The following is a 25,986-nucleotide window of genomic DNA, read 5'->3' as shown; positions in this document are numbered from 1 at the left end:
TAAGGGGTTGCTGAAATGTGCGTCAGCTTCCAGAATCAGCAACATTCATGTTTTTATAGTCTCTGCCGATAGAGTTAACAGGTGTAAACGTATTCACCTGCTTAAAAAAAGCGCGTAATATTGCCAGCACAATAAGAGAGGGCATTATGATTGACACTGAAATGGGAACCTGGAAAGAATTTATCGAAGCGATGTTACGCAACAAGTAACACGTGGAGATTAAAGCAGGTCAGTCCCACTTGCTGGAATTCTTACCACACACAGAAATAAAGCGGCCACTGAACTCAGTGGCCGCTTTTTATTTAGCTTAGTCGTGTGGTTTCTCTTTAAGCGGGAAGCGACGGCGGACCAGCACAAAGAACAGCGGCACAAAAAAGATTGCCAGCAGCGTGGCGGAGATCATCCCGCCCATCACGCCGGTTCCCACGGCGTGCTGGCTGCCGGAACCTGCACCGCTACTGATTGCCATCGGCAGCACCCCAAAAATAAAGGCCAGCGAGGTCATCAGAATTGGTCGCAGACGCTGACGCGATGCTTCCAGCGTCGACTCCACCAGTTCACGGCCTTTGCTGTTAATCTCATTAGCAAACTCAACAATCAGGATGGCGTTTTTGGCGGATAGCCCCACCACCGTCAGCAGGCCAACCTGGAAGTAGACATCATTCTCCAGCCCGCGCATCCAGGTGGCGATAAGCGCGCCCACCACGCCCAGCGGCACCACCAGCATTACCGAGAACGGGATCGACCAGCTCTCATACAGCGCGGCCAGGCAGAGGAACACCACCAGCAGCGAAATTGCATAAAGCGCCGGAGCCTGCGAGCCGGAGAGGCGCTCCTGATAAGAGGCTCCGGTCCACTGGAACCCGACGCCCAGCGGCAGGGCATTGACCAGCTTTTCCATTTCATCCATCGCCGTACCGCTGCTGACGCCATTCGCCGCTTCGCCGACAATCTCCAGCGATGAATAGCCGTTATAGCGTTCAAGGCGTGGTGAACCGGTCTCCCAGCGGCTGCTGGCAAACGCAGAGAAGGGCACCATTTTGCCGCTGCTGTTGCGCACGTACCATTTGTTGATGTCGTCCGGCAGCATGCGGAATTCGGCGGCAGCCTGCACATAGACCTTTTTCACCCGGCCCCGATCCAGGAAGTCGTTCACATAGCTGGAGCCCCATGCGGTAGTCAGGGTGTCGTTGATGGTGTCCAGCGACACGCCCAGCGCCTGCGCTTTGCGGGCATCCACATCGATCTGCAGCTGCGGGCTGTCATCCAGTCCATTGTGCCGCACCCGCGATAGCGACTTATCGTTGCCCGCCATCTCCAGCAGTTTGTCGCGCATCGCCATCAGTTGCGTATGACCGATACCCGCGTGATCCTGTAGTTGCATGTCAAAGCCCGAGCTGCTGCCCATGCCGGTAATGGCGGGCGGACTGCTGGCAATCACACGTCCCTCTTTAATCTTCTGAAACGCCTGAGTCGCGCGATCAATAATAGCGAATGAGGTGCGATCGGCACCGGGCCGATCTTCCCAGTCTTTCAGCCGCACAAACAGACGCGCCACGTTCTGCCCATTGCCGCCCGGGCCGGCACCGATGGTGGAGAAGACCGACAGCACGTTGGCCTTTTCCTCGGTGAGATAATAGTGTTCGACTTTCGCGACCACGCTGGCGGTTTGCTCCAGCGTTGCGCCTGCCGGAAGCTGAACCTGAGTCAGGAAGACGCCGCGATCTTCCAGCGGCAGAAACGAGGTAGGCAGACGCAGAAACAGAAATGCCATCAGGCCGATAATGCCGAGATAGAGCAGCAGCCAGCGACCGCCCCGGCGCAGAATGCCTGCAACGCCGCGCTCATAGCGGTCAGCATTGCGATTGAAGTGACGATTGAACCAGCCGAAGAAGCCGCGACGTTCAGGCTGCTCGCCTTTCGCCACGGGTTTCAGCAATGTGGCACACAGCGCCGGTGTCAGGATCATCGCGACCAGCACCGACAGCACCATCGCCGAAACAATGGTGATGGAGAACTGACGGTAAATCGCGCCGACGGTACCGCCGAAAAACGCCATCGGCACAAACACCGCAGAGAGCACCAGCGCGATCCCGACCAGCGCCCCCTGAATCTGGCCCATCGATTTTCGCGTGGCGGCACGCGGCGAGAGTCCCTCTTCGTGCATGATGCGCTCAACGTTTTCCACCACCACGATGGCATCGTCCACCAGCAGTCCTATCGCCAGCACCATGGCAAACATGGTCAGGGTATTGATACTGAACCCGCAGGCATAGAGCACGCTGAAGGTACCGAACAGTACCACCGGCACCGCAATAGTCGGGATTAACGTGGCGCGGAAGTTCTGCATAAACAGGTACATCACGCCAAACACCAGTACGATCGCCTCCAGCAGCGTCTTCACCACATCGGTGATCGACGCTTTAACGAAAGGGGAGGTTTCATAGGCAATTTTTGCTTCCAGCCCGTGCGGGAAGTAGTGCGACAGCTCCTCAATGCGCGCCCGCACCAGCTTATCGGTGTTCATCTCGTTAGCACCGGATGCAAGCTTCACCCCCAGACCGGACGCGGGCTGGCCATTGTAGCGGCTCAGATAATCATACTTTTCTGCGCCCAGCGCCACGCTGGCGACATCACCCAGCGTCACCACGGAACCGTCGGGATTGTTCTTCAGGGTAATGGCCCGGAACTGCCCGGGGGTCTGCAGCATCGACTGCGCATTCACCGTGGCGTTCAGCGCCTGCTTCTCTACGGATGGCAGACCACCGACCTGACCCACGGCAACCTGAGTATTCTGCGACTGGATTGCACTGACCACATCGTCGGTGGTCAGCGAGTAGGCGATCAGTTTGTTGGGATCGAGCCAGATGCGCATCGCATATTGTGAGCCGTAAGCGTCTACCTGGCCAACGCCATCAATACGGCTTAACGGGTCCTGAATATTACTGGCGACATAGTCTGAAATATCCTGCTTATCCATACTGCCGTCGGTTGAGACGAAGGCGACCATCAGAATATTACTGTCACCGGTTTTATTGACCGTCACGCCCTGCGACTGTACCGCCTGCGGCAGTTTGCGCAGCGCTGACTGCAACTGGTTCTGAACCTGCTGACGGGCTTCATCAGGATTAGTTCCGGCGGTAAAGGTGAGGGTGATCTGTGCCTGACCGGTATTGCTGCTGTTCGAGGACATATACATCAGATTATCGATGCCGGTCATGTTCTGCTCGATGACCTGGGTAACAGTGTTCTCCAGCGTCTGGGCGGATGCGCCCGGATAGTTGGCGGTAATGCGCACGTTGGGTGGCGCCAGATCGGGATACTGTTCAACAGGCAGCGAAATAATCGAAAGCGTGCCGCACAGGCACAACAGAATCGCCAGAACCCAGGCAAAGATGGGACGGTCGATAAAGAAATTCGACATTAAATCGACACTCCTCAGGGACTTTTATAAGCGTTCAGGCCCAGCGGCAACGGGCGCACTGGCGGGCAAACCGGATGGTCTATGCCACGATTTTCCGCCGCCATTTACTCTACGTGCGGCAGCGGGGGAAATCGTGGAGAAATTGAGGAGAAAATGTAAATTCGTTGGCTATTTGCGGCTTTCAAGCCACATCACCGTGGCGGCGACGCGTGAGCGGACATCCAGCTTACGCAGCAGGTTGCGGATATGCACTTTTACGGTCTCTTCGGAGATATGCAGATTCGCCGCGATCTCTTTATTCGACAGGCCGCGCGCCACCTCCTGCAGCACGTCGCACTCACGCCCGGTGAGCTGACGCAGGGGATCGGCACTGTGCTGGCGATTAGCCAGATAACGGGCAACGCCTTCACTGAAGACCTTTTCACCCTGCGAGGCCTGCAGAATATGCCCCAGCAGGATCTCCGGCTCGCTGTCTTTAAGCAGATAGCCATCGGCACCCACATCCACCATGGCGAAGATATCACTGCGGGCATCGGAGACGGTCAGGACCAGAATGCGTGAACTGATCCCTTCATGGCGCAACGCCTTTAGCGTATCCAGCCCGGACATACCCTTCATATTCAGGTCGAGCAGAATGATATCGGGTTCCTGACGGCGGGCCTCGGCCAGCGCTTCCGTGCCGTTGTTGGCTTCTGCGATGACCTCAAGCCGGGGATCCAGCGCCAGCAGCTGACGGATACCGCGGCGCATCAGCGGATGGTCATCCACAATCATCAATGTTAATGCGGGCTGTTGCATAGGTTCTCCATTTCATCGGCTTCAGATGGCGGCAGAAGAGCAGGGCTGGTACCAGATGGCGCCGTATCCGCTGGGCTGCATGCTGAGACCGATTGATTATCTGAATAAGTTAACATCATGCCGGGCGCTTTATGTCAGTGAGCGCGCCGGCTGCGGTGGAAAGCGCAGTTCGACCCGGGTGCCGCGTTGCTGAGTATGGATAGTCAGATTGCCACTCAGGCGCTGGGCACGCTCTGTCATAATCGTCAGGCCGTAATGGCCCGCGGGTTCGTCAGTGCTGTTCATTCCCACCCCGTCATCCGTAATTGTCAGTAAGTGCTCACCTTGTTCGCTATGCTGATAATCCACCCGAATCACCTGCGCGCTGGCGTGACGAATGGCATTCAGCAGCGCCTCACGGGCGATCTGTAACACATGCACCTGCTGTTGTGCCTCCAGACTCTGCAGGCCGGTCTGGTAGTTAAAGTGTATCTCTGCGCCGCTTTTCTCCTGCAACGAGGCGATCATCGCCTGCATTGCCGCCACCAGATCCGCCTGCTCAATGGTCAGGCGGAAGGTGGTCAGCAGTTCACGCAGCTGACGGTAGGCATCGGCCAGCGCCTGATCGAAGTCAGCGATAATCGCGTGGGCGGCGCTGTCATCCTTATCCACAGTGCGGCGCAGCAGGGTTAGCTGAATACGTAAAAACGAGAGCGACTGGGCCAGCGAGTCATGTAATTCCCGGGCAATGGTGGCGCGCTCTTCAATCAGCAGCATCTGCTGATACTGCTGCTGTGCCTGCCAGATCCAGATTGCCCGTCCCAGCATCGCCGCCAGGCTGCGCATCAGCTCATTGGGATGGGTGACGCCAGGCGACTGCCAGCGCAGTTCGCCAATCTGCTGATCGTCCTGTTGTAACGGCAGGCGTTGCCACTCACCGTCAGCCTGAGCATCCCCGGCGCAGAACTGAAACTGGTCGCTGTTAAGACGGATCGCTGTCAGTTTCTCGCGCGTCAGTACAGTGGTTAACACTGCCTCAAACAGTGCCGGGTGCAACGGGCTCGCCGTCAGCATCTGCGAGCTGTCGTAAAGCAGTGACAGCGTGCGATTCGCCTGGGTTAAGTCTTCCGTTTTCGCGCGTACCGTGCTCTCCAGCAGCTGGTAGTGCGAATGCAGACGTGCCGCCATGCCGCTGAAGGCGTGCGACAGTACCCGCAGTTCATTCTGCTGCTCAACGTGCAGCGGCGGAAAAGCAAAGTTACCGCTTTCAACGTAGCGACTGGCCGTGACCAGCGCATTGAGGGGCCGCACCACGTGTAGCCGGGTAAAGCGAATCGTCATCAGTGCCAGCACGACAATCGCGATGACACCTGCCAGGCTGCTGGCCGCCACCAGACGCATTTTCAGCTCGGTATAGCGCTGCAGACCCAGCACAAAGCGATCGATTTCACCGACATAGATCGGCACCTGCTGCTGGTATGCCACGGTATCACCCTGCTGCAACTGCTGTTGCAGGGAAGGCCAGGCAGCACGCAGTCGCTGATAGCGAGCGCTGACTTCGCGTGGTACCCAGGGCCGATCCAGCTTTTGCAGCACCGGGGCATCCAGCGTTTGCTGATAGAGCGTCAGGTGATGCACCAGATTTTGTGGCTGACGGCTGGCATCCCACGCCATGCGATAGCTCTGCATGCGCAGGGATCCCGCCAGATTGATCGCCTCCGCATCGCGCTGACTGCTGAGCAGCGTGACTAAGGCCAGACCGGTGGTGAGTAGCGACAGCAGAACAATCGCGCTGAGCGCCTTAGCGATGCTTTGAGTAACGGAACGTTTAACAATCACATGGATGGCCCTGTTGAAAGTGCGGGAATTATAAGAGCGCAATAACGTAACGCAAATGATCCATCCCCTGTTTATCGCACAGGCGGTTACACATCGCACATAAAATGACCACAACTGACAGTTCCCAGGATGGGCTACCGTTTTGTGGTTAAAAAAGGAACAGGTTTACATCGTCCCGATGTTGCTTTTCATTGCAAGGCTAATAATTCATCCAGTCATCAGCTCAACCCCGATCGCAGATTAAGGAGCATCCAATGAAAAAACTGAATGCTGTACTGGCGGGCGCATTACTGGCTACCGCCTCATTTGCCACTTTCGCCGCTGCGCCGGTCGACCCGTCACAGGCGCAGAATATGCAGAGCATCGGCAGCGTGTCGGTCTCCGGCGTTCGCGGCTCACTGGACGATGCTAATCGCCAGTTGTCGCAAAAAGCGGAAGAGATGGGCGCCAGCCATTACCGCGTTATTGGTATCGATAACCCAGGTGACTCCAGCCTGTGGAGCGGCACCGCAGAGATTTATCGCTAAACCAACCCTCCTGTTTCCATCCCTGTAGCTTTTACCGGCCTGAAAATGGCCGGTTTTTTTGTTTTTGTGCATCAGGATGGATTCTTACAAATCAGCCTGTGCATCTGCCCGGTATATTTTGCTTCGTTCTTGCAGAACGGGTAGGATTCATCGCCGTAAATTCCCGCGTTGCCCGGCACTCACTCACGGGCAAAGGCACAGAGGAAAATCCCCCATTTTGCAGGACGTTACGTCCGCATTGGGGAGACGACGACTGATGGTCAGGACAAACAGGAATGCTATGAAATCTAAAAAGAAAACCCCAAGTGAGATGCGCGCTGCCAAGCGCCGCTGGCTGAATTCTCACGATGCTGGTTACCAGAAGGCGATGGGTAACCGTCACGTACAGATGATTGCGATCGGCGGTGCCATCGGTACCGGTTTGTTCCTGGGCGCAGGTGGCCGTTTGCAGGCTGCTGGCCCCGCGTTAGCCATCATCTATCTGGTGTGTGGCATCTTCTCCTTCTTTATTCTGCGTGCGCTGGGCGAACTGGTATTACACCGCCCCAGCAGCGGCAGCTTCGTCTCCTACGCCCGTGAATTCCTGGGCGAGAAAGCCTCCTTCGTGGCGGGCTGGATGTACTTCGTCAACTGGGCGATGACCGGCATCGTCGATATCACCGCCGTCGCGCTCTACATGCACTACTGGGGCGCGTTTGGTGATGTGCCGCAGTGGGTATTCGCCCTGGGCGCGCTGGCGATTGTCGGCACCATGAACATGATCGGCGTTAAGTGGTTTGCCGAGATGGAGTTCTGGTTCGCGCTGGTAAAAGTGCTGGCGATTGTCATCTTCCTGGTGGTGGGCGTGGTGTTCCTTGGCACCGGCAAACCACTGGATGGCAACAGCACCGGTTTCCATCTGATCACCGATAACGGTGGCCTGTTCCCACACGGTTTACTGCCTGCGCTGGTGCTGATTCAGGGCGTGGTGTTCGCCTTTGCCTCTATCGAACTGGTGGGTACGGCGGCCGGCGAATGTAAAGACCCGAAAACCATGCTGCCGAAAGCGATCAACAGCGTGATCTGGCGTATCGGCCTGTTCTATGTCGGCTCTGTGGTGCTGCTGGTGCTGCTGCTGCCATGGAACGCCTATCAGGCGGGTCAGAGTCCGTTCGTGACCTTCTTCTCGAAACTGGGCGTGCCTTACGTTGGCAGCATCATGAATATCGTCGTATTGAGTGCGGCGCTCTCCAGCCTGAACTCCGGCCTCTACTCGACCGGGCGTATCCTGCGCTCCATGTCGATGGGTGGCTCTGCACCGAAATTCATGTCGAAAATGAACAGTCAGCAGGTTCCTTATGCCGGTATTCTGGTGACCGTCGCCGTCTATGTGATTGGTGTGGTGCTTAACTACTATGTGCCTTCTCAGGTGTTTGAGATCGTCCTGAACGTCGCCTCGCTGGGCATTATCTCCTCCTGGGCCTTTATCGTGGTTTGCCAGCTGCGTCTGCGCAAAGCGATCAAAGAGGGCAAGGCGGATGATGTCAGCTTCAAGCTGCCAGGCGCGCCGTTTACCTCATGGCTGACGCTGCTGTTCCTGTTCAGCGTGCTGGTGCTGATGGCGTTTGACTATCCGAACGGGACGTACACCATCGCCTCCATTCCGCTGATTGCGGTATTGCTGGTGCTGGGATGGTTTGGCGTGCGTAAGCGCGTTCACGCCGTCGCTCAGACCGAACAGGATCATCACGAAGAAGAGCCTCAGCCGACCCGACTGGCTGACGACACTTCACGCTGATAAATTCTGCAGCAATCAGGCCAGCCTCCGGGCTGGCTTTTTTTTGCCGTGAACCGCCCCCGCCACGCCGCGAATTAGGATAGTTTTCCCGCAAGCTTGCCCCTATGATGAAAGGCTCCCTTTATGCGGTAGCGGAGTCCCCATGTCGTTTAAGATCAACATCATCAAAGATAAGCTCCTGTCTGAAAACTGGTTTGTGCTGCGTAACTACACCTATGACATCACCGATCGCCGTGGCGAGGTTATTCGCCATAAACGCGAAGTCTACGATCGCGGAAACGGGGCAACTATCCTGCTCTACAACCGTGAAAAGAACAGCGTGGTCCTGACGCGCCAGTTTCGTATCGCCACGTATGTCAACGGTAACGACGACGGCATGTTAATCGAAGCCTGTGCCGGCTTGCTGGACGACGACTCCCCGGAAGATTGCATCCGCAAAGAGGCGATTGAAGAGACCGGTTATGCGGTGGGCGAGGTGGAAAAACTTTATGCCTGCTATATGTCGCCGGGCGGCGTGACTGAGCTTATCCACTTTTTCGCGGCAGAATATAATGAATCGTTGCGCGACAATGCCGGCGGTGGCGTCGAAGATGAGTCAATCGACGTGCTGGAATTACGCTTTCCGGATGCGCTGGCAATGGTCGCTGAGGGTCGCATTCGAGACGGCAAAACCATTATGCTGCTTCAGCATGCACAGATTGCGGGCTGGCTGACGCCATAAAACCGTGCCACTAAGCCTGTTGCCGCGTGAAAGCGTTAAGGGAGAGTGGTGAGCGTTAATCCACTTTATGCACGCTTTTTAAGCAGTTAACTGCGCTTTTTGCACAGGTTCACAGAATGCGAACCCTGTCAGGCCCGTTGATGCGCTATTCTCTCCACTCTGGGTATTCGGGGATCGATCTTCTTAATGTCGTATTGGATGAAATCGCTTTGGCTGTTGCCGTCTCTGTGGGTTGCCTCTGTTCAGGCGGAACCGTTGCAAAAGTCATTCAACGACTGGCAAATCACCTGCAACAATGAAGCCTTTTGCGTAGCGCGCAATATTCCGGGAGACAAAGGGCTGGTGATGACGATTTCGCGCCATGCGGGCGTCAACGATCGCCCTTTGCTGCGCATCGACTATGGCAGCGCCTACAGTGGTGCGCTGCCGGGTGGCCCGCTACAGGATAACCTGCTGCTCGATCAGCGCCGGCTTAAACCCGATCTCAAACACTGGACGGTAGAGCCGCATCATCTCGCTACCAGCAATGCTATCGCCATTGATGAATTTTTTGATCTGGTGATGGAGGCCAAAAACCTGCAGCTCACCTACGATCCCAATGCGCTGATCTCTCTGCGCGGCATGAAGGCCGCGCTGTTGCTGATGGATGACACGCAGGGACGGGTCAACAGCATGAGCGCGTGGATCAAACGTGGCGACAGAGCCAGCTGGGATGTTCCGCCACCGCCTGCACTGCCACCGCTGCCGCCTGCGGTCAGGTCACCCGCTGCCCTGACGCGCGATGAGACCAGCGGATTGATTGATTACGGCACCTGGCGGGTTAACACCGACTCCTGCTCACTCGATCCGCTGCGCCGCGAAGTCAGCGTGGCGCCGCTTACCGACCAGCGCGCGCTGCTGCTGGTGAGTTGTGAAATGGGGGCGTATAACGTGATCGATCTGGCGTTTGAAGTGACGCGCAGCCCGCCCTATGTGGCGCGTGGCATCACCCTGACTCTGCCTTTTACCCCGCCCGGAGCCAGCGATCGACAGCTTGAGCTGATTAACGCCGAATATGACGCGGCCAGCGGCCAGCTCTATACGTTTGGTAAGGGCCGTGGATTAGGCGACTGCGGCAGGGCGACACGCTGGCAGTTTGATGGCACACGTTTTGTGTTAGCGGAATATGCGGAAGAGTCGACCTGTGACGCCTGGCACAGCAGTGATGACTGGCCAACCCTGTGGGTCAGCCAGTCTGACGGTGGTGTACAGCAGCGTTAACGAATGACCTGCACCATCATCGGTGAGCCAAGCTGGTTGCCGACCAGTTCGGCCAGCATATTATTCACTCCGTCGCTCATCGGCGTAAAGCGGGTCAGCGGCGAGCGCGTCACCACCACAAAAACCCCCACGTTATGCTGCGGCACCATCGCCATATAGGTGATGAATCCACCGCCGCCGCCGGTTTTCTGAATGATCCCAGGCCGACCACTTTTCGGTCCCATGTAGACCCAGCCCATGCCCAGCGCATCCGCTTTACCCGGGACATCCATGCCTTCTACTTTGTTCAGTTGGTCGCGGCGATAGATCAGCGTCTGCAGGCGATCGATCTGCGGCGTGCGATGGTTAACCGACGAGTTCAGGAACTGCTGCATCCAGCGACCCATATCATCCGGCGTTGAGTAAACCCCGCCGCTGCCAATCGCGGCCAGCGTGTTATTACACGGGCTGGCCCCTTTTTCGGCCACCATCAGGCGTCCGCACTGCTCAGGCGACGGCGTAAACGTGGTGTCCTTCATGCCGAGCGGGCGGGTAATCAGCTGCTGAAACAGCGCCGGATAGGGAGTTCCGCTGGCACGCGACAGCGCATCGCCCAGCAGATCGTAGCCCAGGTTGGAGTAGGCGGCACTGCTGCCTGGTGCCGCTTTGAGGTTCGCGCGCGCCAGCCATGCCCAGCGTTCGCTCTTCGTTGGCCAGACAAACACCGGACGCTGCGCTTTGCCGCCGGGCTGCTCGCGCGGCAGTCCGCTGGTGTGGGTCGAGAGATTAATCAGGCGAATCGGCTGGCCATTGTAAGTGGGCACCCGTGCACCCGGAGGCGCATATTTACTCAGAGGATCGTCAAGGCGAATCTGTCCGCGCTCAGCCATTTTCACCATCACTTCACTGGTCATCAGCTTACTCAGCGAGGCGATACGAATCAGCGAATCTTTCTGCGGACGGACATTGTTGCCGGGACGGGTTTCACCGAAGCTGGCGAACACCCGCTGATTGCCATCAATCGCCACCAGCGCCATACCGGTTGCGCCGCTGCCGTAAAAAATATGTTCCGCATAGCGATCAACAATCTGTGAGGCCAGCAGTGGATCGGGCGCAACCTGCGCCATGCTTTTTAATGGAAGCAGTGAAACCATCAGGGCCAGTAAATAGGGTGTACGCATGTTCAACGGAAGTGGCTTCGCTATAAAAATCGGAGGAAATCTGCCTTCACTCATCAGGATGCATCAGGTCGCAGCCGCGTTATCCCGGCAGAATGACAGCAGGAAAAGACGGTCAGCCCGTACACAGGCAGCATTAAGTATGACGGCTCTATAGTAATCAGTTTGCGCGGAGCGGGAAGAGGGGAATGGATATTTTTTTATCTGCGAGGCTGCAAAATAAAATGGCCCTTCCCGATGAGGCCGGGAAGGGCAAATGCATTAAACCGGCTTGAGTAATGCTTCAGCGTGGCTGACGATGTTCTCAACCGTGAAGCCAAACTCCGGGAACAGCTGACTGGCTGGCGCGGATTCACCAAAGGTGGTCATGCCCACAATTGCGCCGTCCAGACCGACATACTTAAACCAGTAGTCAGCAATACCCGCTTCTACCGCCACACGCGCTTTCACGCCGCTCGGCAGCACGGATTCACGGTAAGCGGCATCCTGCGCATCAAACAGGTCAGTAGAAGGCAGTGAAACCACCCGCACCTTGTGACCACCTGATTTGAGCTTCTCAGCTGCACCCAGGGTGATCTCAATCTCTGAACCGGTCGCAATCAGAATGACTTCTGGCGTGCCGTCGCAATCCTTCAGCACGTAGCCACCGCGTTTGATGTTTTCGATCTGCTCCGGTGTGCGTTCCGGCTGCAGTAAATTCTGACGTGACAGGATCAGGGCAGTCGGCCCATGATGGCGTTCGACAGCGGCTTTCCACGCCACCGCAGTTTCAACCTGATCGCATGGACGCCATACGCTCATGTTTGGCGTCAGACGCAGGCTGGCGATCTGCTCTACCGGCTGGTGCGTCGGGCCATCTTCGCCCAGACCGATGGAGTCATGGGTGTAGACCAGAATCTGGCGTGCCTTCATCAGCGCTGCCATACGCGCGGCGTTACGCGCATATTCGACAAACATCAGGAAGGTTGCGGTATAAGGCACGAAACCGCCGTGATGCGCGATGCCGTTACCAATTGCCGTCATACCAAATTCGCGCACACCGTAGTGGATGTAGTTACCCGCCGGATCCTCTTTGATCGATTTGGAACCCGACCAGATGGTGAGGTTACTCGGAGCCAGGTCAGCGGAACCGCCAAGGAATTCCGGCAGCATTTTGCCATAGGCTTCCAGCGAGTTCTGAGACGCTTTACGGCTGGCAATTTTCTGCGGATTAGCCTGCAGATCCTGGATGAAACGGGTCGCTTCCGTTTCCCATGTGGCGGGCATTTCGCCATTCATACGGCGCTCATACTCTTTCGCCAGCTCGGGATGGGCCTCTTTATAAGCCGCAAACTTCGCATCCCAGGCTTTTTCGCGTTCCGCACCCGCTGCTTTGGCATCCCACTGCTGGTAGATTTCAGCCGGGATCTCAAATGCCGGATAGTTCCAGCCAAGCTGTTTACGGGTCAGCGCCACTTCAGCCTCGCCCAGCGCTGCGCCGTGCGATTCTTCTTTACCGGCTTTGTTCGGTGAACCGAAACCGATAATGGTGCGGCAGATAATCAGTGAAGGCTTATCGGTGACGCTCTGCGCTTCTTTGATCGCCTCGCGGATAGCATCAGCGTCATGGCCGTCGATGTCGCCGATGACATGCCAGTTATAGGACTCAAAGCGTTTATGCGTATCGTCGGTAAACCAGCCCTCGGTTTCGCCATCGATGGAGATGCCGTTATGGTCATAGAAGCCGATCAGTTTGCCCAGACCCAGCGTACCCGCCAGAGAACAGACTTCGTGTGAGATCCCTTCCATCAGACAGCCGTCGCCCATGAACACATAGGTATGGTGGTCGACGATTTCATGGTCCGGACGGTTAAACTGTGCAGCCAGCGTGCGCTCAGCAATCGCCAGGCCCACGGCATTAGCCAGGCCCTGACCCAGTGGGCCGGTGGTGGTTTCAACGCCTGGGGTATAGCCGATTTCCGGGTGACCCGGCGTTTTAGAGTGCAGCTGACGGAAATTTTTCAGCTCTTCAATCGGCAGGTCATAACCGCTCAGGTGCAGCAGGCTGTAAAGCAGCATCGAGCCGTGGCCGTTGGAGAGGATGAAGCGGTCGCGATCAAGCCAGGCGGGATTAGTTGGATTGTGCTGGAGGAAGTCGCGCCACAACACTTCGGCGATATCGGCCATACCCATCGGCGCACCGGGGTGGCCTGAGTTTGCCTTCTGGACTGCATCCATGCTCAGTGCACGAATCGCGTTTGCCAACTCTCTGCGTGAGGACATAAAGTTCTCCCTTGTTATGCATCAGGGCGGGAAAGTCCCGCCCGATTAAAATAAAGACTACAGGCGTGCGGCGAGCACATCTTCCAGCTTCTGCTGGTCAACCGCGAACTGGCGGATGCCGTCAGAGAGTTTTTCGACTGCCATTGGATCCTGGTTATGTTCCCAGCGGAACTCCGCCTCGGAGAGCGGCGACGGCTGATGGAAGCCCTCGGTAGAGGGTTCCAGTTTGCGCTCCAGCGGCGCATCGCTGTTCTGCAGCTCTTCCAGCAGGTTCGGCGACAGCGTCAGGCGATCGCAGCCGGCCAGCGCGATAATCTGCTCTACTTTACGGAAGCTGGCGCCCATGATGATGGTGCTGTAACGGTGCTTTTTGTAGTAGTCATAGATACGACGCACAGATTTTACGCCTGGATCTTCATCCGCCACGTACGGTTCCAGTGGCTTGCGTGAGTTGTACCAGTCGTAGATACGGCCCACGAACGGGGAGATCAGGAACACGCCCGCTTCGGCACAGGCACGCGCCTGCGCGAAGGAGAACAGCAGCGTCAGGTTACAGTGGATGCCGTTCTTCTCCAGCTCTTCCGCTGCACGGATGCCTTCCCAGGTGGAGGCCAGCTTGATCAGCACGCGTGAACGGTCGATGCCGTGCTCTTCATACATCCGAATCAGTTTTTCTGCTTTGGTGACACACATGCCACGATCGAAGGAGAGGCGCGCATCCACTTCGGTCGAAACACGGCCTGGTATGCTTTTCAGGATTTCCATACCGAGGTTGATCGCCACTTTGTCGCTGGCGTTGATAATCTGCGTCTCTTTGCTGCCGCCCTGTTTTTTCGCGTACTCAATCGCGTCATCTATCAGGTGCTTATATCCTTCCAGACCGGACGCTTTCAGAATGAGTGAAGGGTTGGTGGTGGCGTCTTCCGGGTGGTAATTACGAATCGATTCGATATCACCACTGTCCGCCACCACGGTGGTGAACTGTTTTAGGGCTTCTAGCTGGTTCATCTCTAAACTCCTTGAAAAGAAAAATGAAAGCGAACAGGGTGCACCTCAGGCCTCGCAGCCGGTCTGTGGCATGTTCTGCTACCGGTAACGCGAACCCATAACATTGCAACAGAGACTTTCTGATGAAAATGCGGTTTCTCTGATTGTTGCGCTGCGAGGCGGTGCGAAGGAGCCGTCATGCGGTTTTTACCGTGGGGTGCGCCATATTCCATCCTTAAGCATAGCAGTCAGGACGAATGACGCAGGTAACACTGTAGCAATCTGTGCCCTGTGAAACGGAACGGGTCTGCCGGGAGAAAGGTAAGCGCAGCGCGGGTTACGGGCCGCGCTGCAACAGGAGAAGCGATCAGACGGGGAGGTTCAGCCAGTTTTTTACCGGCAGGAAATCGCGATAGAGCGCAGCTTCAGGCGAGTCGGCATCGGGCTGATAATCATATTCCCAGCGCACCAGTGGTGGCATCGACATCAGAATCGATTCCGTACGGCCGCCGGTCTGCAAACCAAACAGCGTGCCACGGTCCCATACCAGATTAAACTCCACATAGCGACCACGGCGGTAGAGCTGGAACTGGCGCTCACGATCGCCCCACGGATGATCTTTACGGCGCGACACAATCGGCCGATAGGCATCCATAAAGCCACGGCCAACTGCCTGCATAAAGCTGAAGCTCTGCTCAAAGTCGGGCGTGTTGAGATCGTCAAAAAAGAGGCCGCCAATGCCGCGCTGCTCATCACGATGCTTCAGATAGAAGTAATCATCACACCACTTTTTATAGCGCGGATAGACATCCTCGCCAAAAGGCTGACAGAGACTGGCTGCGGTCTGATGCCAGTGCAGCGCGTCTTCTTCAAAACCATAAAACGGCGTCAGGTCAAAGCCACCGCCAAACCACCAGACCGGTTCGGCCCCCGGCTTCTCTGCGATAAAAAAGCGCACGTTGGCGTGGCTGGTCGGCACATAAGGGTTGTTAGGGTGGATGACCAGCGACACGCCCATCGCTTCGAAGCTGCGACCGGCCAGCTCAGGCCGGTGCGCGGTCGCTGATGCCGGCATCTGATCGCCATGCACATGCGAAAAGTTGACGCCCGCCTGCTCAAATACCGCACCGTTGCGCAGGACGCGGCTCTGACCGCCGCCGCCGCCAGGGCGCTGCCAGCTATCTTCAGCAAACTGTGCGCCGCCATCTTCAGCCGCCAGCTGGTTACAAATCTCATCCTGCAATGCGAGCAGGAACGCTTTTACGCGGGAAATATCAGCCATCTTTTCGCTTATCGTTTGTCAAAGTCTGACGCGATTATACGCAAAACCGCGCCGCTTGCATGAGCGCGGCGCGTCGCACGATGCAAACCAGCCAGACGAATCAGGCGTTGCGGCGGTCAAACTCATCGAAGTAGTTGACGATGCCGCTGGCAATCGCTGAAGCAATTTTCTGGCGAAACGCGGTAGTGCCGAGCAACTGCTCTTCACGGGGATTGGTAATAAAGGAGGTTTCGACCAGCACCGAGGGAATCGACGGTGACTTGAGCACCGCGAAGGCCGCCTGCTCGGTATGCTGGCTGTGCAGATGGTGCACCGGGCGGATCTGATCCAGCACGTGCTTGCCCAGGGTCAGGCTGTTTTTGATGGTATCGGTCTGTACCAGGTCGAACAGAATCTGCTGCAGATAGTGATCCTGCTGCTGTGCCTTTACGCCGCCCAGTTTGTCCGCATCGTTCTCACGCTGTGAGAGATAACGTGCCATCGAGCTACTGGCACCGCGGTTAGAGAGCGCAAACACCGAGGCACCGCTGGCATCGGGGCTGGTAAAGCCGTCAGCATGAATCGACATAAAGAGATCGGCACCGTGCTGGTGGGCGATTTCCACCCGCTGATAAAGCGGAATAAAGTGGTCACTGTCGCGGGTCAGGCGCACTTCAATGCGCGGATGGCTCTGAAGCTGCCGCTGCACGTTACCGGCAATCTCCAGCACGATATGCTTCTCTTCAGAACCCTCTTCACCCACCGCACCAGAGTCGATGCCACCGTGCCCCGGATCGATCATCACGATGCGTTTACCGTTTTTCGCTGGCGGGGCAGGGCGCGTATGGCGATTTGCCCCGGTAAGGCCCGACTGCTCTTTAGCCTGAATCGCACGCGGCGATAAAATGGCCAGAGCCAGACCGGAAAGAAGTAACTGACGACGATGAATCAAACGTTTAAGCAGCTGCATGTACGGGTCCGGTAACAGGAATCTTGCCGGTGTTATAGCCTAAGGCTCTGTTGCCTGCGATCACAGAACCATTTCAGGGCATTACTTTGTATTGCAGGTCGCGAACAGAAAATTTGCGCTTTTTTATTTTCCGCCGGTCATCGAGGGTTGCGTGCGGCAGAGAATGCGTGATAATCAGCAAATTGTGCTTATCTGCAGGTAAATAAGATGGAAATCCGCGCCTTCCGCCAGGAAGATTTTGAAGAAGTGATCACCTTATGGGAACGTTGCGATTTGTTACGGCCATGGAACGATCCCGAGCTGGATATCGAACGCAAAATGAATCACGACCCCGATCTCTTTCTGGTCGCTGAAGTGGGCGGCGTGGTCGTTGGCACGCTGATGGGCGGTTACGATGGTCATCGCGGCGCGGCGTATTATCTGGCGGTGCATCCTGACTATCAGGGACGCGGCTTTGCCAATGCCCTGATGAACCGTCTGGAGAAGAAACTCATCGCGCGCGGCTGTCCGAAACTGCATCTGATGATCCGCGAAGAGAACGATCAGGTGGTGGCGTTCTATGAGAAGCTCGATTATGAGCCGGTCGACGCGCTGCTGTTTGGTAAACGTCTGATCGAAGATCGTGAATACTAATCCGTTGCCTGGCTATTCGCCGGACGAGTATGACGCCAGAGGGCAGCTGCGGCTGCCGTTTCTTTTTTGGCCGATCCTGTTACTTCAGGCGCGGACCTGGCTGCTGCTGGTGATGGCCGGAGCGTCACGGCAGCAGGGCAACGACCTGCTGGCACTGTTCTATCCGGATCGTCAGGCGTTCTGGGTCGGCCTGGCGCTGGGTTTACCGGCGCTGGCGGGCCTGCTGCTGACCGGCTATCGCACGCGACTGCCGCGCCTCTGGCAGCACTGGCGCAGCGTGTTAGCGCTGTCGCTGCTGGTGAATCTGCTCTGGCAGGGCTGGCAGTTTGTGCAGGGCGATCTGCTGAGTTCGCCGCTGCCGTTGCTGCTGACGCTGTTCGACCTGCTGGCGCTGATCTGGCTGCAATCGAATCGTCGCTGTCGCGACTGCTTTCTGCCTGAACATCATCTCAACTAAACTTTTTGTCGCTTTGCGACTCCAATCAGTTCCGCCTTTCCGGCATCGCATTTACAGGAGTTCTCATGAAAGCTGTTCGTTCCACGCTACTGATCGCCGCCGTTGCACTGAGCGGCTGTGCCAGTTCGGGCTCCGGCGCTGACAGCAGCCAGCAGGCAAGCTGGTGGAATCCGCTGACGTATCACTGGTCTTCGGCGCTGCCGTGGAACTGGTTCGGTTCCTCGCTGACCGCGACTGAACAGGGTGTAGGGGGATTAACCGCCTCCACCGCCATGAAAGAGGACGCGATTAAGGACGGACTGAACGGTGACTATACCCTGCGTCAGGGCATGCGCAGTCAGAACGGTCAGGTGGTCTCTTTCTTGCAGGCGCTGGATGACGGCGAGGTTAAGCTGGTGATTTACGGACAGTCGCAGATCGAACGTATTGAGGTGATGGACAGCGCGATTGCCAGCAGTGACGGCAGTAAAGTGGGCGACGCCTTCAGTAATAAGTTCAGCAAAGCCTTCGACAACTGCACACTCGCCAGCGGCACTGATGCGCGTGACGTGGCGTGCCGTGCGCCTGGCAGCCAGCATCTGACCTATGTCTATCACGGCGACTGGCACGGACCGGAGGGATTGATGCCCTCTGACGATACCCTGAAAAACTGGAAAATCAGCAAGATTGTCTGGCAGCGTTAATCTTTTTCTTCAGCGTGCCGCCCCTCCGGCGGTCGCTGAACCCTCGTAAAACCCCTGCCCGCATGGGCTGCACGCGGTTCCTCTCCTCCATCGGCTTTTGCTGATTTCTGCATAAACTCTGCCGTCGTCTTATGCTTTTTTCGACTTTGAAATCATCAAACGATATATAAAACCGTTACTGGTTTTCACTGAGTTATAAATAAACTGATGCCTCAGCGGGTGAGATCCGCATCAAACTTTTTCAGGGTGCCAAATGACATTACAAGCGATGAAAAAAATCGTGAGCGGTATCGCGTTGTCGCTGAGCCTGGCCGGCGCAGCCAATGCCACTGAACTTCTTAATAGCTCATACGATGTATCGCGGGAGCTGTTTGTCGCCCTGAATGCTCCGTTTGTTAAACAGTGGGATGCCAGTCACCCCACTGATCCCCTGACCATTAAGATGTCGCACGCCGGTTCATCGAAGCAGGCGCTGGCTATCCTGCAGGGACTGCGCGCAGATGTGGTCACGTACAACCAGGTAACAGATGTGCAGGTGTTGCACGATAAAGGCAATCTCATTGCCGCAGACTGGAAAAGCCGTCTGCCGAACAACAGCTCGCCTTTCTACTCCACCATGGCGTTTCTGGTGCGCAAAGGGAATCCAAAGCAGATTCATGACTGGTCAGATTTGACCCGCAGCGATGTGAAGCTGATTTTCCCGAACCCGAAAACCTCGGGTAATGGCCGCTATACCTACCTGGCCGCCTGGGGCGCAGCAGATAAAGCGGACGGCGGCGATCAGGCCAAAACCCGTGCCTTTATGACGCAATTCCTGAAAAACGTGGAAGTTTTCGACACCGGCGGTCGCGGCGCAACCACCACCTTTGCTGAGCGCGGCCTGGGCGACGTACTGATCAGCTTTGAGTCGGAGGTGAATAACATCCGCAACCAGTACGGTAAAAATGAATACGAAGTGGTGGTGCCGAAAACCAACATTCTGGCGGAATTTCCGGTGGCATGGGTGGATAAGAATGTCGCCACTAATAAAACCGCTGATGCGGCCAGCGCCTACCTGAACTATCTCTACACGCCAGAAGCGCAGAATATTATTACTCACTACTATTATCGTGTGAACAATCCACAGCTGATGGCGGAGCAGAAAGATCGCTTCCCGCAGACCCGCCTGTTCCGGGTCGAAGATGCCTTTGGCGGCTGGGATAAAGTGATGCAGACGCATTTCGTCAGCGGCGGTGAGCTCGATAAATTGTTAGCGGCGGGGCGCGGATAATGTTTGCAGCCAGCCATAAACGCGTGTTGCCCGGCTTCGGTCTCAGCCTGGGTACCAGCCTGCTCTTTACCTGTCTGATCCTGCTGTTGCCGATTAGCGCCGTGATCATGCAACTGTCGCAGATGACGCTGCAACAGTACTGGGATGTCGTGACCAACCCTCAGCTGGTGGCCGCCTACAAGGTGACACTGATCTCTGCCGGTGTCGCGTCCCTGTTTAATGCGGTGTTCGGCATGCTGATGGCATGGATATTGACCCGTTATCGTTTTCCTGGCCGGACACTGCTGGATGGCCTGATGGATCTGCCGTTTGCACTGCCAACTGCGGTAGCAGGTCTGACCCTGGCCGGACTCTTTTCGGTCAACGGCTGGTACGGACAGTGGTTCGCCCAGTTCGACATCAAAATTTCTTACACCTGGATTGGTATCGCCATTGCCATGGCCTTTACCAGCATTCCGTTTGTTGTGCGTACCGTCCAGCCGGTGCTGGAAGAGTTGGGCCCAGAGTATGAAGAAGCGGCCGAAACGCTGGGTGCCACACCGTGGCAGAGCTTCCGCCGCGTCGTGCTGCCGGAAGTGGCACCTGCGCTGCTGGCCGGTACGGCGCTCTCCTTTACCCGCAGCCTGGGTGAGTTTGGTGCGGTAATCTTTATTGCCGGTAACATCGCCTGGAAGACGGAAGTCACCTCGCTGATGATCTTTGTCCGGCTGCAGGAGTTCGACTATCCGGCAGCCAGCGCTATCGCCTCGGTGATCCTGGCGGCATCGCTGATTTTGTTATTCGCGATTAATACATTGCAGAGCCGCTTTGGCCGTCGTCTGGGAGGTCACTAATGGCCGAGGTTTCACAGCTCAATCACGCGGCGCGTCAGCCTGTGAACTGGGGCAAATGGCTGCTGATTGGTATCGGCGCGCTGATCTCAATTCTGCTGCTGGTGGTGCCGATGGCCTCCATCTTCTGGGAAGCGCTGAATCAGGGGCTGATTGTCGCGCTCAGCAATCTGGCCGATCCGGACATGCTGCACGCCATCTGGCTGACTGTGCTGGTGGCGCTGATTACCGTTCCGGTGAACCTGGTGTTCGGCACGCTGCTCGCCTGGCTGGTGACGCGCTTTACCTTTCCGGGCCGTCAGCTGCTGCTGACCCTGTTTGATATTCCTTTTGCCGTGTCGCCCGTCGTAGCTGGTCTGATGTATCTGCTGTTCTGGGGCGTGAATGGCCCGGCAGGCGGCTGGCTGGATGCACATAACATCCAGATTATGTTTGCCTGGCCTGGCATGGTGCTGGCGACGGTGTTTGTGACCTGTCCGTTTGTCGTGCGCGAACTGGTGCCGGTGATGCTGAGCCAGGGCAGTCATGAAGATGAAGCGGCTGTGCTGTTAGGCGCGTCCGGCTGGCAGATGTTCCGTCGTGTGACGCTGCCGAACATTCGCTGGGCGCTGCTGTATGGCATCGTCCTGACCAACGCCCGTGCGATTGGTGAATTTGGTGCGGTCTCGGTGGTATCGGGATCGATTCGCGGTGAGACCTACACCTTACCGCTTCAGGTTGAATTATTGCATCAGGACTACAATACCGTTGGCGCGTTTACTGCCGCCGCCCTGTTAACCCTGATGGCAATTGTGACGCTGTTTCTGAAAAGTATTGTGCAGTGGCGTTTAGAGCAACAGCACAAACGCCTGCAACAGGAGGGAAATCATGAGCATTGAGATTAACAAGATCAACAAGTCCTTTGGTCGCACCTCGGTGCTGAACGATATCTCTCTGGATATTGCCTCAGGTGAAATGGTGGCGCTGCTTGGCCCGTCAGGCTCGGGTAAAACCACGCTGCTGCGCATTATTGCCGGGCTGGAGCATCAGAACAGCGGTCAGATCCGTTTTCACGGCAACGATGTCAGCCGCCTGCATGCGCGCGATCGTCAGGTCGGCTTTGTCTTCCAGCACTATGCGCTGTTCCGCCATATGACGGTATTCGACAACATCGCCTTTGGCCTGACCGTGCTGCCGCGTCGTGAACGCCCTTCAGCGGCGGAGATCAAACAGCGTGTAACCCGTCTGCTGGAGATGGTGCAGCTGGCGCATCTGGCTAACCGCTTCCCGGCACAGCTGTCAGGCGGCCAGAAGCAGCGTGTGGCGCTGGCGCGTGCGTTGGCAGTTGAGCCGCAGATTTTGCTGCTGGATGAACCTTTTGGTGCGCTGGATGCTCAGGTGCGTAAAGAGCTGCGCCGCTGGCTGCGTCAGCTTCATGAAGAGATTAAATTCACCAGCGTGTTTGTGACCCACGACCAGGAAGAGGCGATGGAAGTCGCGGATCGCGTGGTGGTGATGAGTCAGGGCAACATTGAGCAGGTCGGCACGCCAGATGATGTATGGCGCGATCCGGCGACCCGCTTTGTGCTGGAGTTCCTGGGTGAAGTGAATCGCTTTGATGGCGAAATTCAGGGATCGCAGTTCCATGTCGGCGCGCACCACTGGCCGCTGGGTTATACCTCAGCTCATCAGGGCGCGGTTGAGCTGTTCCTGCGTCCGTGGGAAGTCGACGTGTCACGCCGCAGCAGTTTAGAAACCCCGCTGCCGGTGCAGGTGCTGGAAGTCAGCCCGCGTGGCCACTTCTGGCAGCTGGTGGTTCAGCCTGCTGGCTGGCAGAGCGAGCCGTTCTCACTGGTGTTTGAAGGTGAGCAGACAGCCCCGATTCGCGGCGAGCGCCTGTTTGTTGGCTTGCAGCAGGCGCGGCTCTATAAGGGCGACACGCCGCTGCGCGCAGTTGCCTTTGCACAAAGCGCCTGATATTTTCTCATCAACACCGGGCGGGAGTGTCACTCCCGCCTTTTTTTCGCCTCTCGTTTGTAAGATGCCAGGAACTGCACCGTGACGACTCTTGAACATACCATCGGCAATACCCCGCTGATTAAGCTGCAGCGCCTGACGCCAGCTAACGGCAGTGAGGTCTGGCTCAAGCTGGAAGGCAATAATCCGGCAGGCTCGGTAAAAGATCGCGCGGCCTGGTCAATGATCAATCAGGCGGAGTTGCGCGGTGAAATTTCACCCGGCGATCAGCTGATTGAAGCCACCAGCGGCAACACCGGCATTGCGCTGGCGATGATCGCGGCGATGAAAGGCTACCGACTTCGCCTGCTGATGCCGGACAACATGAGTCAGGAGCGGCAGGATGCGATGCGTGCGTATGGCGCAGAGCTGATTCTGGTGCCGCGGGAGCAGGGCATGGAGGGCGCACGCGATCTGGCACTGGCGATGGCGGCGCGTGGTGAAGGCCGGGTGCTGGATCAGTTTAATAATCCCGATAACCCGCTGGGTCACTATCAGACCACCGGGCCGGAGTTGTGGCAGCAGTCGAACCAGCGCATGACCCATTTTATCTCCAGCATGGGCACCACCGGCACGATCACCGGCGTGGGACGTTTCCTGAAAGAGCACAACACGGGCGTGCAGGTGATCGGTTTACAGCCGAGTGAAGGCAGCAGTATTCCGGGCATTCGCCGCTGGCCGCTGGCCTATCTGCCGGGGATCTACCGCCCCGACTTAGTGGATGATGTGATGGATATGACGCAGAAAGAAGCGGAAGAGACCATGCGTGCGCTGGCTCGCCGTGAAGGTATTTTCTGTGGCGTCAGTTCGGGCGGTGCGGTGGCGGGTGCGCTGCGTATTGCGCAGGCGAATCCGGGTAGCGTCGTGGTGGCGATCGCCTGCGATCGTGGCGATCGTTATCTCTCGACCGGACTCTATCATCAGTAATCTCTGCTGATACGGAACCAGACCTGTGCGCGCCTTTAACGCCCACAGGTCTTTTTTTTAGCCAGCACTCCCATAACGGATAAACTGAATCTGTAAGGATCGCGTAAATCAGGCTGCGCGAATGCCCGGCACAGGACAAAATAGCGCCAATTCTGTCGAGAGATAACCATGAAAATTTTGCTTGTTGATGATGATGTCGAATTAGGCACGATGTTAAGCCAGTACCTTATTGCCGAAGGATTTGATGCCCAGCTGGTGCTGACCGGCAGCGCCGGGATTCAGGGCGCGCTCTCCGGCGAGTTCACTGCCATGATTCTGGATATTATGCTGCCCGACATGAGTGGCATCGATGTGTTACGTCAGGTGCGCCAGAACAGCCGGATACCGGTGATCATGCTGACTGCCAAAGGCGATAATATTGATCGCGTGATCGGCCTGGAGATGGGGGCGGATGACTATATGCCTAAACCCTGTTATCCCCGTGAACTGGTCGCCCGCCTGCGCGCGGTATTGCGCCGTTTCGAGGAGCAGGTACCGCAGCCGGATGCTAAAGAGCCGCTGCGCTGGGGAGACCTGACGCTTAATCCTGCCACCCGAATGAGTGAATGGCAGGGCAAAACCTTCGATCTGACTGCTTCAGAATTTAATCTGCTGGATCTGCTGCTGCGCGCGCCGGACAGGGTCGTGTCAAAAGATGAACTCTCTGAAAAGGGGCTGGGTCGTCCGCGTGAAGCCTACGATCGCAGTGTTGATGTGCACATCAGCAACATTCGCCAGAAGCTTAGCGCGTTAACCGCTGATAGCATCAATATCGAAACCGTACGCAGCATCGGTTATCGCATTCGATGAAACAGAGTTACCGCGGTCGTATGTTCTGGAAGATCTTTATCGGCTTCTGGGTCGTTTTTGTCATCATGAGCCAGCTTATCTGGCTCGGTTTTTCGCTTTCCGGTAAACGGCATGAACCGCCTGAAATAATGGCTATCCGTCGCATCATTGATCTGCAGATGACCTCTGCTGCATCGGTGCTGAAGCGGGGCGGGCCTGATGAGCTGAATGCGATGCTGTCTGACTGGGATGAAACTGACCGCCAGTTCTTTCACGTTACGCAGCAGGCTAAATCGCCACAATCCCAGGACAGCGGCAACCTGGATTTCAGGGGCCGTCTTCCTGAAGAGGTGGTGCGCTGGGTACAGGGTGCGGATGGCAAAGAATATCAGCTGCGCTACGACCTGGATGGTATGCGCATGAACAGCAAACAGAACATGATGCCGCGAAAATTTCTGAATATTCCCGAGCCGATGTTTGTCTTCGCTGGTTCGGTGGGGTTGCTGTTCAGTCTGCTGCTGGCCTGGAATCTGACGCGGCCCATGCGCCAGTTGCGCGAGGGATTTTCCCGCGTCGCCGAGGGCGATTTAAGCGTGCGTCTGTTCCCGATTATGCGGAAGCGCCACGACGAGATTTCAAATGTCGCAGAAGCGTTTGATGCCATGGTTGAGCGGCTTGATACCCTGGTGCGCGCCCGGGAAGAGCTGCTGCACGATATCTCACATGAGCTTCGTTCACCGCTGGCGCGACTGCAGCTGGCGACCGGACTTGCCAGACAGACGCCAGAAAGCGTAAACAGTTCGCTTGATCGCATTGATGAAGAGGCGCGTCGTCTGGACAAAATGATAGGTGAACTGCTAACGCTGTCGCGGGCTGAACATGAAAGCATCCCGGATGAGCAATATTTTGACCTGACCGGATTGCTGGAGGCGGTCATCACCGATGTCCGCTATGAAGCACAGATCCCTGGTGTGCAGGTGGAGTTACAGGTTGACGAGCGGGGCGATTACACCGTGCGGGGCAATGCGGAGCTGATACGGCGCGGTGTCGAGAACGTCTTACGCAATGCGCTGCGCTTCTCTTTGCCAGGGCAGCGGATTGAGGTCGACTTACGCACAGAGCAGCAGTGGCTGGCGATTCAGGTGCGCGATCAGGGGCCGGGTGTCGATGAGGAGAAACTCTCCAGTATTTTTGACCCGTTTGTGCGGGTGAATTCGCCGCTGATGGGCAAAGGTTATGGTCTGGGACTGGCTATCGTGCGTAAAGTGATTCTGGCGCATCATGGTGAAGTTGAGGCGCGGAACCGGCCAGAAGGCGGACTTGAACTGACGCTGCGCCTGCCACACTGGCAGGGTTAAAACTTCATCCAGCAGAAACGATAACGGCACCCGCAGGTGCCGT

At 56.8% G+C, this 25,986-nt stretch carries 22 protein-coding genes; 14 read left to right on the top strand and 8 right to left on the bottom strand.

The features are described from left to right. Nucleotides 1-307: 307 nt before the first annotated feature. The 3 genes from acrD to narQ form a co-directional block, all read right to left on the bottom strand. Complete coding sequence (gene acrD / locus FA92_RS12890; protein ID WP_033783848.1) at nucleotides 308-3,424, bottom strand: multidrug efflux RND transporter permease AcrD; 3,117 nt, start codon at nucleotides 3,422-3,424, stop codon at nucleotides 308-310. 168 nt (nucleotides 3,425-3,592) lie between these two features. Then, nucleotides 3,593-4,222, bottom strand: coding sequence for a response regulator (locus FA92_RS12885; RefSeq protein ID WP_033783847.1), 630 nt, complete (start codon nucleotides 4,220-4,222; stop codon nucleotides 3,593-3,595). A gap of 129 nt (nucleotides 4,223-4,351) precedes the next feature. Further along, nucleotides 4,352-6,040, bottom strand: a complete 1,689-nt coding sequence (gene narQ, locus FA92_RS12880; protein WP_033783845.1) for a nitrate/nitrite two-component system sensor histidine kinase NarQ — start codon at nucleotides 6,038-6,040, stop codon at nucleotides 4,352-4,354. 254 nt (nucleotides 6,041-6,294) lie between these two features. Between narQ and FA92_RS12875 the strand changes: the two genes are divergently transcribed. From FA92_RS12875 to FA92_RS12860, 4 genes are all read left to right on the top strand, one after another. Further along, on the top strand, nucleotides 6,295-6,567 hold the full coding sequence (locus FA92_RS12875; RefSeq protein WP_033783843.1) for a DUF1471 domain-containing protein: 273 nt from the start codon (nucleotides 6,295-6,297) through the stop codon (nucleotides 6,565-6,567). Nucleotides 6,568-6,847: 280 nt separating this feature from the next. Beyond that, the gene (ansP, locus tag FA92_RS12870) at nucleotides 6,848-8,344 is read left to right on the top strand and encodes an L-asparagine permease (RefSeq protein WP_033783842.1); all 1,497 of its coding nucleotides are present in this window, start codon (nucleotides 6,848-6,850) and stop codon (nucleotides 8,342-8,344) included. A gap of 142 nt (nucleotides 8,345-8,486) precedes the next feature. Next, complete coding sequence (gene nudK, locus FA92_RS12865) at nucleotides 8,487-9,065, top strand: GDP-mannose pyrophosphatase NudK (RefSeq protein ID WP_033733476.1); 579 nt, start codon at nucleotides 8,487-8,489, stop codon at nucleotides 9,063-9,065. A 186-nt stretch (nucleotides 9,066-9,251) separates the two neighbouring features. Beyond that, a complete protein-coding gene (locus FA92_RS12860) occupies nucleotides 9,252-10,325 on the top strand; it encodes a DUF1176 domain-containing protein (RefSeq protein WP_033783839.1) in 1,074 nt (357 codons plus the stop codon). On the opposite strand, the gene ampH is transcribed toward FA92_RS12860, so the two are convergent. The 5 genes from ampH to amiA all read right to left on the bottom strand — a co-directional run bounded on the left by ampH (nucleotide 10,322) and on the right by amiA (nucleotide 16,962). Further along, nucleotides 10,322-11,485, bottom strand: a complete 1,164-nt coding sequence (ampH, locus tag FA92_RS12855; protein ID WP_033783837.1) for a D-alanyl-D-alanine-carboxypeptidase/endopeptidase AmpH — start codon at nucleotides 11,483-11,485, stop codon at nucleotides 10,322-10,324. The genes FA92_RS12860 and ampH overlap by 4 nt on opposite strands. 258 nt (nucleotides 11,486-11,743) lie before the next feature. After that, nucleotides 11,744-13,744, bottom strand: a complete 2,001-nt coding sequence (gene tkt / locus FA92_RS12850) for a transketolase (protein ID WP_013358672.1) — start codon at nucleotides 13,742-13,744, stop codon at nucleotides 11,744-11,746. A 57-nt stretch (nucleotides 13,745-13,801) separates the two neighbouring features. Next, nucleotides 13,802-14,752, bottom strand: a complete 951-nt coding sequence (gene tal / locus FA92_RS12845; protein ID WP_033783835.1) for a transaldolase — start codon at nucleotides 14,750-14,752, stop codon at nucleotides 13,802-13,804. Between the two features lie 346 nt (nucleotides 14,753-15,098). Next, nucleotides 15,099-16,013, bottom strand: coding sequence for an oxygen-dependent coproporphyrinogen oxidase (gene hemF, locus FA92_RS12840; RefSeq protein WP_033783833.1), 915 nt, complete (start codon nucleotides 16,011-16,013; stop codon nucleotides 15,099-15,101). A gap of 100 nt (nucleotides 16,014-16,113) precedes the next feature. Further along, entirely contained in the window at nucleotides 16,114-16,962 is an 849-nt protein-coding gene (gene amiA / locus FA92_RS12835) for an N-acetylmuramoyl-L-alanine amidase AmiA (RefSeq protein ID WP_013358669.1), read from the bottom strand. A 207-nt stretch (nucleotides 16,963-17,169) separates the two neighbouring features. Between amiA and FA92_RS12830 the strand changes: the two genes are divergently transcribed. The 10 genes from FA92_RS12830 to FA92_RS12785 all read left to right on the top strand — a co-directional run bounded on the left by FA92_RS12830 (nucleotide 17,170) and on the right by FA92_RS12785 (nucleotide 25,943). Then, the gene (locus FA92_RS12830; protein WP_003848834.1) at nucleotides 17,170-17,595 is read left to right on the top strand and encodes a GNAT family acetyltransferase; all 426 of its coding nucleotides are present in this window, start codon (nucleotides 17,170-17,172) and stop codon (nucleotides 17,593-17,595) included. Beyond that, on the top strand, nucleotides 17,585-18,052 hold the full coding sequence (locus FA92_RS12825) for a DUF2919 family protein (RefSeq protein WP_013358668.1): 468 nt from the start codon (nucleotides 17,585-17,587) through the stop codon (nucleotides 18,050-18,052). Before FA92_RS12830 ends, FA92_RS12825 begins: the two co-directional genes overlap by 11 nt. 65 nt (nucleotides 18,053-18,117) lie before the next feature. Then, a complete protein-coding gene (locus tag FA92_RS12820; protein WP_033783831.1) occupies nucleotides 18,118-18,735 on the top strand; it encodes an RpoE-regulated lipoprotein in 618 nt (205 codons plus the stop codon). A 253-nt stretch (nucleotides 18,736-18,988) separates the two neighbouring features. Beyond that, nucleotides 18,989-20,005: a sulfate ABC transporter substrate-binding protein gene (locus FA92_RS12815; protein ID WP_033783830.1), complete on the top strand. Its 1,017-nt coding sequence runs from the start codon at nucleotides 18,989-18,991 to the stop codon at nucleotides 20,003-20,005. Further along, nucleotides 20,005-20,838 carry a sulfate/thiosulfate ABC transporter permease CysT gene (gene cysT / locus FA92_RS12810; RefSeq protein ID WP_033783829.1) on the top strand — a complete coding sequence of 278 codons (834 nt, stop codon included), beginning with the start codon at nucleotides 20,005-20,007 and terminating at the stop codon, nucleotides 20,836-20,838. The genes FA92_RS12815 and cysT overlap by 1 nt, the downstream gene beginning before the upstream one ends. Beyond that, the gene (gene cysW, locus FA92_RS12805) at nucleotides 20,838-21,713 is read left to right on the top strand and encodes a sulfate/thiosulfate ABC transporter permease CysW (RefSeq protein WP_013358664.1); all 876 of its coding nucleotides are present in this window, start codon (nucleotides 20,838-20,840) and stop codon (nucleotides 21,711-21,713) included. Before cysT ends, cysW begins: the two co-directional genes overlap by 1 nt. Beyond that, nucleotides 21,703-22,791 (top strand): sulfate/thiosulfate ABC transporter ATP-binding protein CysA, encoded by a 1,089-nt coding sequence (cysA, locus tag FA92_RS12800; RefSeq protein ID WP_013358663.1) that lies wholly within the window; start codon nucleotides 21,703-21,705, stop codon nucleotides 22,789-22,791. The genes cysW and cysA overlap by 11 nt, the downstream gene beginning before the upstream one ends. 81 nt (nucleotides 22,792-22,872) lie before the next feature. Further along, nucleotides 22,873-23,757, top strand: a complete 885-nt coding sequence (cysM, locus tag FA92_RS12795; protein WP_033783827.1) for a cysteine synthase CysM — start codon at nucleotides 22,873-22,875, stop codon at nucleotides 23,755-23,757. 168 nt (nucleotides 23,758-23,925) lie between these two features. Further along, on the top strand, nucleotides 23,926-24,606 hold the full coding sequence (locus FA92_RS12790; protein WP_013358661.1) for a response regulator transcription factor: 681 nt from the start codon (nucleotides 23,926-23,928) through the stop codon (nucleotides 24,604-24,606). Next, nucleotides 24,603-25,943: an ATP-binding protein gene (locus FA92_RS12785; protein WP_033783824.1), complete on the top strand. Its 1,341-nt coding sequence runs from the start codon at nucleotides 24,603-24,605 to the stop codon at nucleotides 25,941-25,943. The genes FA92_RS12790 and FA92_RS12785 overlap by 4 nt, the downstream gene beginning before the upstream one ends. Nucleotides 25,944-25,986: the final 43 nt, after the last annotated feature.

This window comes from Pantoea sp. 9140, assembly GCF_000745295.1.
Classification (GTDB): Bacteria; Pseudomonadota; Gammaproteobacteria; order Enterobacterales; family Enterobacteriaceae; genus Pantoea; species Pantoea vagans.
Note: the sequence above shows the minus strand (reverse complement) of the source record. Positions and strands in the feature narration are given on the sequence as shown.